This is a genomic window from Enemella evansiae (assembly GCF_002250705.1).
GTDB classification, from domain to species: Bacteria; Actinomycetota; Actinomycetes; order Propionibacteriales; family Propionibacteriaceae; genus Enemella; species Enemella evansiae.
In genome coordinates this window covers 38,466-51,902 of sequence record NZ_NMVP01000008.1, presented here as the reverse complement: position 1 = coordinate 51,902, position 13,437 = coordinate 38,466, and the positions used below count along the sequence as shown (strand labels likewise).

14 protein-coding genes and 1 tRNA gene are annotated in these 13,437 nt (G+C 69.6%); 7 read left to right on the top strand and 8 right to left on the bottom strand.

All coding sequences use genetic code 11. The features are described from left to right. Nucleotides 1–4 precede the first annotated feature (4 nt). The 4 genes from tilS to dacB form a co-directional block, all read right to left on the bottom strand. A complete protein-coding gene (gene tilS, locus BI335_RS07445) occupies nucleotides 5–964 on the bottom strand; it encodes a tRNA lysidine(34) synthetase TilS (RefSeq protein ID WP_229117721.1) in 960 nt (319 codons plus the stop codon). Further along, entirely contained in the window at nucleotides 961–1,992 is a 1,032-nt protein-coding gene (locus tag BI335_RS07440) for a zinc-dependent metalloprotease (RefSeq protein WP_229117720.1), read from the bottom strand. Before BI335_RS07440 ends, tilS begins: the two co-directional genes overlap by 4 nt. Nucleotides 1,993–2,065: 73 nt before the next feature. Beyond that, nucleotides 2,066–2,992 (bottom strand): peptidoglycan-binding protein, encoded by a 927-nt coding sequence (locus BI335_RS22365; RefSeq protein ID WP_094405017.1) that lies wholly within the window; start codon nucleotides 2,990–2,992, stop codon nucleotides 2,066–2,068. A gap of 134 nt (nucleotides 2,993–3,126) precedes the next feature. Then, nucleotides 3,127–4,533 (bottom strand): D-alanyl-D-alanine carboxypeptidase/D-alanyl-D-alanine endopeptidase, encoded by a 1,407-nt coding sequence (gene dacB / locus BI335_RS07430; protein WP_172421781.1) that lies wholly within the window; start codon nucleotides 4,531–4,533, stop codon nucleotides 3,127–3,129. A 142-nt stretch (nucleotides 4,534–4,675) separates the two neighbouring features. On the opposite strand from dacB, the gene BI335_RS07425 reads away from it, so the two are divergent. From BI335_RS07425 to BI335_RS21350, 4 genes are read left to right on the top strand one after another with little or no spacing between them, the layout of a single operon-like run. Then, nucleotides 4,676–5,185, top strand: coding sequence for an inorganic diphosphatase (locus BI335_RS07425; protein ID WP_407644086.1), 510 nt, complete (start codon nucleotides 4,676–4,678; stop codon nucleotides 5,183–5,185). Nucleotides 5,186–5,198: 13 nt separating this feature from the next. Then, complete coding sequence (locus BI335_RS07420) at nucleotides 5,199–6,239, top strand: TRM11 family SAM-dependent methyltransferase (protein WP_229117719.1); 1,041 nt, start codon at nucleotides 5,199–5,201, stop codon at nucleotides 6,237–6,239. 12 nt (nucleotides 6,240–6,251) lie between these two features. Next, nucleotides 6,252–6,749 (top strand): SixA phosphatase family protein, encoded by a 498-nt coding sequence (locus tag BI335_RS07415; protein ID WP_094405015.1) that lies wholly within the window; start codon nucleotides 6,252–6,254, stop codon nucleotides 6,747–6,749. Further along, entirely contained in the window at nucleotides 6,749–7,075 is a 327-nt protein-coding gene (locus BI335_RS21350; protein WP_094405014.1) for a hypothetical protein, read from the top strand. The genes BI335_RS07415 and BI335_RS21350 overlap by 1 nt, the downstream gene beginning before the upstream one ends. Here BI335_RS21350 and BI335_RS07405 read toward each other — a convergent pair. Continuing rightward, a complete protein-coding gene (locus tag BI335_RS07405; RefSeq protein ID WP_094405013.1) occupies nucleotides 7,065–7,916 on the bottom strand; it encodes a sensor histidine kinase in 852 nt (283 codons plus the stop codon). The genes BI335_RS21350 and BI335_RS07405 overlap by 11 nt on opposite strands. Nucleotides 7,917–7,987: 71 nt before the next feature. Here BI335_RS07405 and BI335_RS07400 point away from each other — a divergent pair, with 71 nt between their 5' ends. Further along, the gene (locus BI335_RS07400) at nucleotides 7,988–9,487 is read left to right on the top strand and encodes a fatty acyl-CoA synthetase (RefSeq protein WP_094430087.1); all 1,500 of its coding nucleotides are present in this window, start codon (nucleotides 7,988–7,990) and stop codon (nucleotides 9,485–9,487) included. Nucleotides 9,488–9,667: 180 nt separating this feature from the next. Here BI335_RS07400 and BI335_RS07395 read toward each other — a convergent pair whose 3' ends face one another. Continuing rightward, a complete protein-coding gene (locus BI335_RS07395) occupies nucleotides 9,668–11,311 on the bottom strand; it encodes a hypothetical protein (RefSeq protein WP_094430086.1) in 1,644 nt (547 codons plus the stop codon). A gap of 204 nt (nucleotides 11,312–11,515) precedes the next feature. On the opposite strand from BI335_RS07395, the gene BI335_RS07390 reads away from it, so the two are divergent. Further along, nucleotides 11,516–11,588 (top strand) — tRNA-Thr (locus tag BI335_RS07390). A gap of 15 nt (nucleotides 11,589–11,603) precedes the next feature. Next, on the top strand, nucleotides 11,604–12,020 hold the full coding sequence (locus BI335_RS07385; protein ID WP_094430085.1) for an MmcQ/YjbR family DNA-binding protein: 417 nt from the start codon (nucleotides 11,604–11,606) through the stop codon (nucleotides 12,018–12,020). A gap of 3 nt (nucleotides 12,021–12,023) precedes the next feature. Here BI335_RS07385 and BI335_RS07380 read toward each other — a convergent pair whose 3' ends face one another. Both BI335_RS07380 and BI335_RS07375 read right to left on the bottom strand, forming a co-directional pair. Further along, the gene (locus BI335_RS07380) at nucleotides 12,024–12,962 is read right to left on the bottom strand and encodes an SDR family NAD(P)-dependent oxidoreductase (RefSeq protein WP_094430084.1); all 939 of its coding nucleotides are present in this window, start codon (nucleotides 12,960–12,962) and stop codon (nucleotides 12,024–12,026) included. A 100-nt stretch (nucleotides 12,963–13,062) separates the two neighbouring features. Next, nucleotides 13,063–13,431, bottom strand: a complete 369-nt coding sequence (locus BI335_RS07375; RefSeq protein WP_208109040.1) for a MerR family transcriptional regulator — start codon at nucleotides 13,429–13,431, stop codon at nucleotides 13,063–13,065. Between the last annotated feature and the right edge of the window lie 6 nt (nucleotides 13,432–13,437).

Here is a 13,437-nt window from a genome sequence, read left to right as displayed (position 1 = left end):
AGGGTCAGTCTGGCAGAACCAGCAGCCGGTTTTCACGTCGGGCCACCCGCAACCCGGGCACCTCGACCCACTTCTGGCCGTGCCAGTCGGAGATCAGCGAGTCCACCGCGAGCACCTGGCGGTACGCCGGCTGCTCGGCTCCGCGCTCCACCAGCCAGCGGCGCAGCACCCGGCGGCGCAGTGCGGGTTCGTCGGGCAGCGCGGCCAGCGGCAGCTCGGCGGTCAGCTGGTCATCGGGCACCGCCTGCTGCGACAGCCGCTCCAGCAGCTCGGAGTCGTCGCGCAGCATGGTGGCGGTGCGGGCGAGCGATTCGGCGATGCCGGGGCCCAGCTTGTCCTCCATCAGCGGCAGCACCTTGCGCCGGATCCGGACCCGGGCGTACGCGTCGTCGGAGTTGTGCGGGTCGTCCCAGTACTTGGTGCCGGCCTCGGCGCAGGCGGCCTCGGTGAGCTTGCGGCGGACGCCGAGGAAGGGCCGGACGAAGCAGTCCCGTTCGGGCGCCATCCCGCGCAGCGAGCGGGCGCCGGAGCCGCGGGCCAGACCGAGCAGCACCGTCTCGGCCTGGTCGTCGAGGGTGTGGCCGAGCAGCACCAGGGCACCGGTCTCCTCGGCGACGGCGGCCAGCGCCTCGTGCCGGGCGGTCCGGGCGGCGGCCTCCGGTCCCCCGTCGGTGCCGACGTGCACCGCGACCACGTCGGCCTCCAGCCCGAGCTTGCCGGCCCGGGAGGCGGCCTTGGCGGCCACCTCGGCCGAGTCGGGTTGCAGCCCGTGGTCGATCACCACGGCCCGGGCGGGCAGACCCCGGCGGCGGGCGACGATGGCGGTGGCGGCGACCAGGGAGAGCGAGTCCGCGCCGCCGGAGCAGCCGACCAGCAGGGGCGCCTCCCGGTCCCCGATGGCGTGTTCGACGGCGCCGACGAGTTCCAGCAGGGCGGGTCCGAGTTCCTTCTTGGCCACCCTCATACCCCCATCCGACGCAGCCAGGCGTCCGGGTCGTGGATCTCGGCCAGGCTCGGCAGTTCGGCGGGCGAGGCCAGAGCCTGGTTGAAGCCGGTGAAACCGACCCGGTCGACCACGGCGCGGCAGAAGCGGGCGCCGTCGCGGTACTGGGCGAGCTTGAGGTCCATGCCGAGCAACCGGCGTACCACCTTGTCCAGCCCGCGACCGCTGCGCCGCCGCTCGAAGCGCTGCCGGATCTGGGTGACCGAGCCGATCACCTCCGGCCCGACGCGGTCCATCACCACATCGGCATGGCCCTCGAGCAGCGACATCAGCGCGGTCACCCGCTCCACCCGGTTCCGGGTGTCGGTGGCGTCGGCGCCGATCAGGTCGAGCAGGGTGGCGCCGGCGGCGTCGTTGCGCAGCCGGTTCAGCAGCTCACCGAAGGCCGGGGTGTTCAGATCCAGCCCGGCCAGCAGGCCGTCCATCTCGGCCCGGAGGTGGTCCCGCAGCCAGGCCCGGGCGGTGAACTGCACCCGGTGGGTCTCCTCGTGCAGGCAGACCCAGAGCCGGAAGTCGTGCGGGTCGGCGCCCAGCTGGCGTTCGGCGTGCAGCACGTTCGGCGCGACCAGCAGCAGCCGGCCGGCCGGTGCGTGGAAGGGGTCGAACTGGCCGAGCACCTTGGTACCGAGCCAGGCCAGCACGCTGCCCAGTTCGACCGCCGCGGCGCGGCCACCGCGGCCGGGTCGCCGGTTCGGCTCGCCGGGCAGGTCACCGCCGAGGACCCCGCGCATCGATTCGACGTTGGCGCGCAGCCAGCTGCGCCGGTCGACGATGAGCACCGGTGCGGAGTCCGGCGGAGCGGTCAACTGGGCGGTCTCGGCGACCAGTGGCTGGGCGCGGGTGGCGCCGGCGCGGAGCTCGGCCACCGCCTCGGCCGCTTCGGCAGGGGTGACCTGCGGGCCCGCCGGGATCAGTCGGGAACCGGTACCGATGGCCAGCTCCCAGTCGATCGGGGGCAGCATCCCTGTCACTCCTCGCGGGGCTGTCATGGCTGCGAGCGTACGCGCGGCGGGCCGGGATCAGAATCCGCGGCCCGCCGGGGCGTACTCGAACGCTGCTGGCTCAGCGCTTGTAGGTCATGTGCCAGCTCTCGGAGGAGACGTCGAACACGAAGCCGTACTTGCCGGCGTTGCGGTGCAGCCAGTCCCGGCCGTCCCGGCCGACGTCGAAGGCGCGGCCCCAGCCGTGGTTGGAGGTGCCGGGCCGGGCAGCCAGGTTGCCGTTGTTGCACTTCTTGGTCTTGTAGCAGTCCCAGAAGTACTGCTGGCGGGCGAGGCTGCGGTAGCCGTCGTTGACGGTGATGTCCCGGCCGCCGTGGGCGGCCTTGAAGGCGTTGTTCATCGCGGTGTAGTCCTTCAGCAGGGTGCAGCTCATCTGCTCCTTGCTGTTGCCGGGTACGGCGACCAGCGCCGAGCTCGGCAGCTTGCCGTTGGCGAAGTTGCGCGGGTTGGGGCAGCTGCCGCTGCCGCCACCGCTGCCACCGCTGCCGCCGGAGGAACCGCGGAGCAGCTTCGACCAGGTGGCGGGGCCGACGACCCCGTCCGCGCTCAGGCCGTTGGTGCGCTGGAAGTTGATGACCGAGGCCTTGGTCTTCGGGCCGAAGTTGCCGTCGACCTGCAGTCCGAGGCGGCCCTGCAGCGCCTTCACCGCGGTGCCCTTGGATCCGTAGCGGACCACGCCGAGTGCCTTGTCCCAGGTCTTCGGCCCGGTCACGCCGTCGGCGCTCAGGCCCTTGGACTTCTGGAATGCCTTCACCGCGGCGACCGTCTTCGGGCCGTAGCTGCCGTCGACGCCGGTGCCGACGGCGGCCTGGATGGCCTTCACGGCGTTGCCGGTGGCGCCCTGCTTGAGCACCGGCAACCCGGAGGTCGGGATACCGGCGGCGTCGGCGGTGGCTGCCGGTGCGACGGTGTTGACGACGGCGAGGGTTGGTGCGGTGACCGCGAGCGTCGCGGCGGCGGTGACGAGGATCTTCTTGCGCAGCTTCATGTCTGACTCCCTGGTGGCCCCAGTGGGGGGTGGTGGATGCCCCTTACCGAATCAGTCGGGAAGTCACTTCCACCAGAGCGAAGGGGGTGGAAAGTTCCACACAGCGACGGTGGTCAGAGGTCTTCCACCGGGAGTCAACTGCAGCCGCAGCTCGCCAGCGCCGCGGTCACCCGGTCCAGCCAGACCCGGTCGGCGTACTCGTTCTGGTCGTCGTTGATGATGAACGAATAGACCAGCAGCGCGCCGTCGCCGGCGCGGACGTAGCCGGCCATCGAATGCACCCGGGTCAGGGTGCCGGTCTTGGCCCGGACCAGCCCGCGGCCGGCCTGGGTACCGTCCTCCAGATAGCGGCCGGCCAGGGTGCCCTCCACCCCGGCGACCGACATCCCGGTGGCCAGCGCCCGCAGCTGAGGGTGGTCGGCGGAGACGGCGAGCTGCACGACCCGGGTCAGCGAGGTCACCGAGGCGAGATTGCTGCGGGCCAACCCGGAGCCGTCAACGATCCGCATCCCGTCGGTCCAGGCGCCGAGCCTGGTCAGGGTCTGCTGCATCGCGGCCTGGGCGTCGGCGATCGAACCGCTGCGGCCACCGGTACGCCCGACGTGGCGGAACAGCACCTCGGCGGCGTCGTTGTCGGAGTAGATCAGGATCTGCTCGACGATCCGTTCCAACGGCAGGCCCTTGACCTGGGCGAGCTGGGCGGCCTGCTGCGGCGCACTACCGGCGTTCACCGCGGTCACCTGCACACCCCGACGACCGAGTTCGGCGGCGAAGGCGTTGCCGGCACCGCGGGCCGGATCGCGGTCCCGGGGACCGATCGCCTGATTGTTGATCCGGGCCCCGTCGATCCACAGCGCCGAGGTGTCGGCGGCGTAGTCCCGGTAACCGGGCAGCCAGTCGGGGTTCCAGGTGGGCCCGCTGAACAGGGTGTTGTCGGTGACCACTTCGACCGGCCCGCTCTGCCCCTGGGCCTGCAGCGCCTCGGCGGTGCTGCGGGCCAGGGTGAGGATCGAGGCCCGGCCGTCGGCGGGTTCGCCGCCGAGCAGATAGGGGTCACCACCGCCGACCAGATAGACCTTGCCCGGATCGGCCGGATCGCGGCGCACGGTGGTGCTGAACCGCTGATCGGGGCCGTAGGCGTCCAGTGCGGCCACGGTGGTGAGGGTCTTCAGCGTGGAGGCCGGGGTGCCGACCTGGCCGGTGTTGTTGGCATAGACCTGCTCGCCGGTGGCCTCGTCGACCACCTGGCCCATCATCCGGCCGCCGATCGGTCCGACCGCGGCGATCCGCTCGGCGACCCGGGCCGCCCTGGTACCGGGCTGCGGGGTGGCCGGTTCCAGCACCGGCGCCGCGGGTTGCGGCGGCAGGCCGGCGGGCTGCTCGTCGTGGTCGAAGATGCTCGGATCGATGGTGGAGGCGCCCCCGTCGACCCAGAGCCCGGTGGCGTAGAGGCCCTTGCGGCCGAGCGACTGGGCCACACCGGTGACCAGGCCCACCACGACCAGCACGACGACTGCCATCAGCAGCCCTGCGCGCAGCATCACACTCCCGCGGCGGCTGTTTGGCATCTGGCTCCCGGGGGTAACGGTATGGTCTGTGGCGTACACATCACAGAGAGGGTCATTGGTGACTGAAGAGTACTCCGCCCCGGCCGGCCAGGACGCCCCCGAACCGCCGAAGGGCATCCGTTTCGATGTGACCGTCGAAATCCCCAAGGGACAGAAGAACAAGTACGAGGTCGACCACGAGACCGGTCGGATCCGCCTCGACCGCACCCTCTTCACCTCCACCCAGTACCCCTCCGACTACGGCTTCATCGAGGGCACCCTCGGCGAGGACGGCGATCCGCTGGACGCGCTGGTGCTCGTCCCGGAGCCGACCTTCCCCGGTTGCCTGATCGAGTGCCGGGCGATCGGCATGTTCCGGATGACCGATGAGGCCGGTGGTGACGACAAGGTGATCTGCGTCCCGACCGACGACCATCGCCGCGACCATCTGCAGGATCTCGAGGATCTGCCGACCTATTCGGTCCTGGAGATCGAGCACTTCTTCACCGTCTACAAGGACCTCGAGCCCGGCAAGTCCGTCGAGGGTGCCACCTGGGCCGGCCGGGTGGATGCCGAAGCCGAGATCCATGCCTCCTTCGAGCGCGCCAAGGGCACCTCGTTCGAGGCGCACCACAAGCTGATCTGAGGTCGACCCCCGCGTGAGTTCCCGGCTGCTGCTGTTGTTGTCTCCGGCCGCGAATCGGGTGTACGCCGGCTCGGCCGACCGCTTGGCGGCGGCCGAGCTGCAGATCTGCGCCGGGCTGGATTCGGTTGCCCCGCAACGGATCGCGGGCATCGACTATCTGGCCTTCGACGCCTCGCCCGGTGAGGATCTGCTGCGCACGGTCGCCGGCCAGTCGGCCCGGTTGGCGCTGTTCGAGGAGGTCGACGCCCACCTTCTCCGGCCCCGGGAGCTACCCGTGGTCGATGAGTTGGACGACGACTTCGTCACCATCCCGAAGTACCAGGGCAAGACCAACGAGCAGTTCACCCGCCTGCTGCTGAACGTGACGCTGTCCCAGGTGACCGCGCCGCGGGATCGGCAGTGGACGGTGCTGGATCCGCTGGCCGGCCGCGGTACCACGGCGGCGGTGGCCTGGCTGTCCGGGTTGGATGCGGCCGGGGTGGAGGCCGATCAGAAGTCGGTCGAGGCGATGGCCGGGTTCTGGAAGACCTGGTTGCGGCGCAAGCGGCTCAAGCACAACGCCGAGATGTCACCGGTACGCCGGGAGGGCAAGTCGATCGGCAAGCGGTTCGATGTCACCGCGACCCTGCCGAGCGGCCGCCGGGCGAGCCTGACGGTGTTCACCGGCGATACCCGCAATTCCAAGGCCCTGTTCGGAAAGCGGCGGTTCGAGGCGATCGTCGCCGACGCCCCCTACGGCGTGGTGCACGGATCCCGCACCGATGTGGTCGGGGTGGCCGGGAAATCGCGGTTGCTTGCAGAGCCAAAGGGTACGCGCGATCGCTCCCCAGCCGGGTTGCTCGGTGAGGCCGTGGGTGGCTGGGCGGAGCAGCTGGTGCCCGGCGGCGCGCTCGGGCTGAGCTGGAACACCCTGGGCCTGTCCCGCGAGGATCTCGCCGCGGTGTTGCAGCGCGCCGGGCTGGAGGTGCGCGACGGCGGGCCGTGGTTGGAGTTCGCGCACCGGGTGGATTCCTCGATCAACCGTGATCTGCTGGTGGCCCACAAACCTGACTGAGAGGTCGATGTGATGGACGAGCACCGAACGCTGTTGTTGCTGCGGCACGCGCAGGCGGTGGACTTCTCCCCCGGCCGCGGTGACATCGACCGTCCGCTCACCGATGCCGGCCGTTCGCAGGCGGACCACCTCGCCGAAATCCTTGCCGAGCAGGGAATGCGCGTCGACCGGGTGCTCTGCTCGGCGGCGCTGCGCACCCGGGAGACCGCCGAGCGGCTCAATCCGGGGGTCGATCTCGAACTGCTGGAGGACCTCTACAACGCCGGTTCGGAGACGATCGAGCGGCATGTCGCGGAGAGCGACCCGGGCCAGCGGGTGGTGCTGGTGGTCGGGCACGCGCCCGGCATCCCCACCCTGGCGCACGCGCTCGCCGATGAGCAGACCTCGGAGCCGAAGGCGCTGGAGTCCATCGCCCGCGGCTACCCGCCGGCGACGCTGGCGGTGCTCGAGGTGACCGGCGACTGGGCCGAACCGGCGGGCGTACGCCTGGTCGAGGTCTGGCACGGCTGATGAGCGACCTGCAGTGCCCGGCCCGGTTGTTGTTCGTCGCAGTGGATGGGTTCGACCGGCGGGCACTGCTCGCCGCGCTGGGGGCGGAGCGGGTGGCCGGTCTGTGGGCGGCGACCGAGGCGGAGGCGGCCGAGTTGGCGGAGGCGCTGGGGCTCGGGGTGCGAGTGGATGAGCGGTTGAGCGACCCCGACCAGCTGGATCAGCTGATCGAGGATGTCGCGGATCTCGGCCGGGGTGAGACCACCGTGCTGCTGGGTCGGATCGGCCCGCTCGAGGTCCTCGTCGACGGCGACGGCGTACGCCGCCGGCCCTGGCTCATTCGCTGACGGGCTGCTCCGGGCGCGGCAGGGTGATCGTCGCGGTCGCGCCGCGTCCGGGACCGGGCGAGGTGAGCCCGAGCCGGCCCTGCTGGGCGTCGATGACGGCGCGAGAGATCGTCAGCCCGAGCCCGGTACCGGGGCCGGGTCGCGATCCGGGGGCGCGGTGGAAGCGCTCGAAGACCGCCTCGGTCTCCTCGGCCGGCAGCCCTGAACCGTTGTCGGTGATGGTGATCCGACCGACCGGGGCACCGTCGACGCTGGTCCGGGAGACGCCGATCAGCACCTGCGGTCGGGCCTGGTCGGCGCTGGCCTGCAGCGCGTTGCCGAGCAGGTTGATCAGCACCTGGGCGAGCTGGCGGCGGTCGGCCCGCACGGTGGCGGTACCGCCGGGGAGCAGGGTGAGTTCCCCGCCGGCGGCCTCGAACTGGGGCCGCAGCCGGTCGGCGATTTCGGTGGCGAGGGCCCGCAGTTCGACCTCGGTGACCTCGAGGTCGACCTCACCGCGCTGCACCCTGGCCAGGGTGGACAGATCGGTCGCCAGCCGGCGGATCCGGCGCACCTCACGCTGCGCGGTCTCCGGCTCGGGCAGGGCGGCGAGCTCGGTGTCCAGCACCTGCAGGGGCGCGGTGAGCTGGTCGGCGGCCTGGCCGATGAATGCGTCGTGGCGACGGTCGGTGTCGGCGAGGCGTTCGCCACGGTCGGACAGGTCGGCGGTCAGTTCGAGCTGCCGCTGCTCCCGGTTGGCCAGTTCGGCCTGGTCGCGCAGCAGCCGCGGGCGCAGCGCCAGGAAGCACCCGGCGACCCCGACCAGCAGACCGATGACGGCAGCGAGAATGATTCCGGTCATCGCATTTCCTCCACCCGGTGAGGCTATCGCCCTATATTTGCGGCCAGGTACCTGCTCGAAGGGGAGACATCGTGACCGATCCGCGCGTCAGCACCGTCGATGGCCTGATCCGCCGCAGCGCGCGGCGTACACCCGAGGCGGTGGCGGTCCGCTTCGCCGACCGGGAGTGGACCTATCGCGAGCTGGACGAGGCGACCAGCCGCGGGGCGGCGTACCTGCTCGGTCGTGGGCTGTCCCCCGGTGATCGGGTGGCGGCGTACGGGAAGAACTCCGATGCCTATCTGATCGCCTTCCTGGCGTGTGCGCGGGCCGGGTTGGTGCATGTGCCGTTGAACTATGCGTTGACCGGTGGCGAATTGGCTTATCTGATTGAGGATTCCGGTGCCTCGTTGGTGCTGGCGGATCCGGCGTTGGCGGGGAATCTGGAGTCGGTGTGGTCGGGTGGTTTGGTGCTGCTGCGTGATGATCCGGAGAGTTTCGGGGCGGTGGTACGCACCGGTGAGCTGCCGGCGGAGTTGCCGGCGGTGGCCGATGGCGATCTGGTGCAGTTGCTCTACACCTCGGGGACCACGTCGCGGCCGAAGGGGGCGATGATGACCCATCGGGCGTTGGTGCATGAGTATCTGTCCTGCCTGACCGCGCTGGACTTCGCGCCCGATGACGATCCGCTGCATGTGATGCCGCTCTACCATTCGGCGCAGCTGCACGTGTTCATCATGCCGGCACTGGCGATCGGTGGGTGCAACACGATCCTGGAGGTACCGGATCCGGGCGAGGTGCTGCGTCGGCTGGCCGAGGACGGGCATCGGTCGTTCTTCGCCGCGCCGACGCTGTGGGTGGCGATGGCGAATCACGAGTCGCTGGCCGGGTTGGACCTGGCCGGGGTCGAGAAGTGCTATTACGGGGCGTCGATCATGCCGGGGCCGGTTCTGCAGCGACTGCAGGAGAAGATGCCGAACTCGGGGTTCTACAACTGTTTCGGGCAGTCCGAGATCGCGCCGTTGGCGACCGTGTTGCGGCCGGAGGAGCATGTGGAGCGGCCGGATTCGGCGGGGCGTCCGGTGCTGTTCGTGGAGTTGCGGGTGGTCGATCCGGAGGGTACGGAGGTGGCGCCCGGTGGGACCGGTGAGGTGGTCTACCGCTCACCGCAGCTGTGTACCGGTTATTGGAACAAGCCGGAGGAGACCGAGGCGGCGTTCGACGGTGACTGGTTCCATTCCGGGGACCTGGTCCGGATCGACGAGGAGGGGTTCATCTTCGTTGTGGACCGGATCAAGGATGTGATCAACACCGGTGGTGTGGTGGTCGCCTCCCGCGAGGTCGAGGATGCGTTGTACTCGCACCCCGCCGTTGCGGAGGTCGCCGTGATCGGCGTACCCGATGCGAAGTGGATCGAGGCCGTGCATGCGGTGGTGGTGGCGAAGGACGCGGTCACCGTCGAGGAGCTGACCGCGTACGCCCGCGAGCGCCTTGCGCCGTTCAAGGTGCCCAAGTCCATCGAGTTCTCCGATTCCTTGCCCCGCAACGCATCCGGGAAGATCCTGAAACGCGAACTGCGCCCAGCGGAGTGACGTTCATCGAGTAGGTCGCGCAGCGACCGTGTCGAGATGAACCCACGTTGGCTGAGCTGAGCGAGCGACGGATGCCTTCCCACGTTGGCTGTTGACTGCGCGCTCCTGTGGTCGGGGCATGGGAGTTCGGTTGGGGCATGGCACACCATGCTCGGACCGAAGGACGATGCCCCGACCGAATCAGAAGGGTGCGGGTTCGACGGATTCGCTTCCCTGGTTGGATAGCAGGGCAGGCTGAGTATCCGGCGGAGCCGACTTCTTCGCCTTCTGCTTCGCCGTCTTCTGCTTGGCCGCGTTGGCCTGGTCGCGGGCAGCCTGGCGTAGGTCGCGAAGCCGTTGGTTCTTGCGGGCGCGGCGGAGCCGCTCGCGTTCGCGGGCTTCGTCGGCTGCTTGTTCGGCTTCGGCCTGTTCCTTCTCCAACTGGGCCTGGCCGTTGCACAGGGTCTCCCAGAGAAGCTTTTCGGTCCGGGAGAGCGAAGCCGCCGGGTCGTTGATCAGGTGATCGGGTGGTGGATGGTCCCAGGTGCCATGTGCGCTGACCCAGGCCTCCTGCCCGGCGGGTGTTTTCCAGTGGAACACCCCGGGGGAGGGTTGCTCGACCCGGAATCCGGCGTGGGTTCGTGCCCGATGCGAGGCCCGGTTCAACGGCCCCAGGTTGCTGGAGCTGGTCGGCCCCTCCGGTGCGGGAACCGTGTGATCGAGGTCGATCCCGCGTCCGAACGCACTGCGATTCGATCGGGGGAACATCACATACCGGTCGCGCAGCTTCACCCGCTGCGCCAACTCGTCGCTGGGTCGGTAGGTGTTCACCATCACCGGGGCGGCCAGGTCGATGACCGGCCGCACTTTCACGGTCCCGGAGCAGTGCTCCAGCAGTTCTTTCAGATGCTGGAGGGTGACCGGTCCGAGTGCTTCGCCTTCACCACCACGGCCGTTGGCCAGGTCGCGGGAGTTCATGTGCAGGATCAGCTCGGCGCCGTGCCGGCAGCGCTCACTGGTGGGGGAGACGAGTTCCCCGTCACGGTTCACCACATCCCCTTGCGGGGTGACGATCGCACCGTCGAGCAACGACGGCTGGAGCAACTGTCGGGCCCGGTCGGGATGCGCGAGGTGGCCGAGGGCTTCGGCGCGGAGTTCGTCCCGTGACGCGGTGGAGCCACCGGCCTTCAACACGTCGGCGAGGCGATCGAGCGTCCCGTTCAACTGGGCGGCGTCACCGGCGTCGAGGTTCGCGTAGAGGTCGGTGATGCCAGCGATGGTCCTGTTCGGGGTGAACTCCACGCGGCGGTGCTTCTTGGCGGCCTGGCGTTCGGCTTCCTTGTCATCGTTGAGAATCAACGCGACCTGTGCCTCGGTCGTCGCGACCGCTCGCTTCGAGGTCAGGGGCACCAGACGCAACGCCCACAGGGAGTCGAACTCGCGGGCCTGGGTGAAGTTCAGCTGCAGGGCGGCGCGGGAGATGTCGCGGGCGACCCACACGGGAATGTCGCAGTCGAGGGTGGCCTGCCACAGGATCGGATGCCGGTGGCGGAGGTTGAGCACGTCGGCGGTCCAGACCTGCGCGGTCTCGGGCGAGCAGCCCAATGACATCGCCAACTCGAGGTGGAAGAACTCGGTGATGCCGGGCGTCCCGTCCGCGCCGGGGAAGACGAGCTGTTCACCGTGCAGAACTCTCGCGGTGAGTTCGTCGGTGTGGGTGTTGAGGCCGGAGTAGGTGTCGCAGGCGGCGGCGATCGCGACGAGCTGGCGGGCCGAAGCCTGGGCGATGGTGTCGCTTTCGGCGCGGATCGCGGCGAACACTTCGGCTCGTTCCTTGGTGGTCATTGGTGATCACCTCCTCTCGTCTGCTACGTCCAACATTAGCTACTGTGTTCGAATCATTCAAGAGGGTTTGGGGAATATTTCTGGGTTCATCTCGACACGGTCGCTGCGCGACCTACTCGATGAACGGGGCGTACGGGTTCATCTCGATTGTCGACTGCTCCGGCGCTCCGGTACACTCACTCCTCGGTCGGCACGCCGGCCGATGCCGCCTTAGCTCAGTAGGTAGAGCAACGCACTCGTAATGCGTAGGTCGGGGGTTCGACTCCCCCAGGCGGCTCTCAGGGAGGCATCGATGGCCAAGGACCGGCCGGCACGGGTCAAGGATGTGCACGACGCGGCGCGCGCGATGCCGCACGTGACCGTCGAGGTCGGCAACAGCGGCAACCACGTCTACCAGGTGGGCGGGAGATCTTTCGTCTTCTTCCGCAACCCGCGACCCGACGCCTTCGATCCCGAGACCGGTGAACGCTACGACGACGTGATCGTGATCTGGGTCGCCGACGAGGCCGACAAGCAGGCACTGATCCAGGACCAGAACTCCCCGTTCTTCACCACCCCGCACTTCGACGGGCACCCCTCGATCCTGGTTCGCGCCAGCCGGCTCGGTGAGACCGGCCGACAACTGATCACCGAACTGGTCCAGGAGGCCTGGCTGTCCCGCGCCTCCCGGCGCCGCGCCGATGCCTGGCTCGCGACCGCGGGTCGGTGAGACTCACACCTCGTTGGTACGCCGGGCCATCCGGTCGCCCAGCGTGGTCAGCCGGTCCACCAGGCCACCGCGCCGCAACCCGGTGCGGGCCTGCTCCCCATCCACGGTCTCGCTGTTCGTACCGTGCGGCAGCAGTCGACCCGCCAGCCCGAGCAGCGTCGCGGTGGTACCGGGCAGCAACCCCTGCACCGCGGCGGCCACCCGGGTGAGCGGCGAGATCGGCACCAGCGCCTTGCCGGCCAGGGTGCCGTCGACGATCCGACGCGCGGCGACCTCACCATCGACCGACACCAGCGGCAACGACGCCCCCGGTGCGAACCAGGCGTACTCCTTGGCCGCATCGCCGAAGAACTGCGCCCGCAGGTGCGAACCGGTACGCATCAGCCAGGGGGTGATCGTGGTGACCGTGACACCGGTGCCCGAGGTCGCCGCTCGCAGACCCTGACTGAATCCGTAGGCACCGAATTTCGCTGTGCTGTAAGGGAGAAGATGCGGAACGCTGATCATCCCGCCCACCGACGAGACGGTCCCGATGTGGCCACTGCGCCGCTCCCGCATCCCCGGCAGCACGGTCATCGCGACGTTGATCGGCCCCCACAGCATCACGTCGATCGCCTCGACGAAATGCTCGTGGGTGACCGCCTCCGGCGGGCCGACCTGGATGTTGCCGGCCACCTGGATCGAGGTCTCGATCGGACCCAACTCGGTCTCGATCTGTCGCACCATCGCCCGGACGGCTTCCACCTCCGAGACGTCGCAGGGGTACGCCGTCGCGTCGACCCCTTCCTCGGCCAGCGAACGCACCGCCTGCTGCAGGGCCTCGGCATTCCGGGCGCAGAGCGCCACGCGATACCCACGGCGACCCAGCTCGCGGGCCACCAGCAATCCCAGTCCCCGCGACGCGCCGGCCACCACCGCGATCGGCGCACCTGACTCAGTCATCCCCCCGCCTCCGTCCACCTCGACAAAGCGACATTCCGCCGCTGCAGCAACGATGTCACCACCCCGGACCCGTCACCACCCCGGGGCCACCCGGAACAGCTCACCCGGTCGAGGCGTCGATCAATCCCTGCAGGGAATCCCGCGTACTGGTCAGCTCCGCGATCCGCGCATCGTGCTCGCGCAGGTGCGCGACCAGCAGCGGCACCGCGCACGGCTCCAGCCACCCCGGTTCGTGGATGCAGTCGACCAGTTCCCGGATCACCCGGATCGGCAGCCCGGCATCGAGCAGTTCGCGGATGAAGCGCACCTGCTCGACCGCGTCCTGGTCGAACAGTCGCTGCCCCGCTGAGGATCGCGACGCCCGCAGGACCCCCTCGTTCTCATAGTGGCGCAGCATCCGCGGGCTGACTCGGGCACGGTCCGCCAGCTCACCGATCCGCAGCAACCGCTGCGGGCTTGCCTCTGACACTGGTGT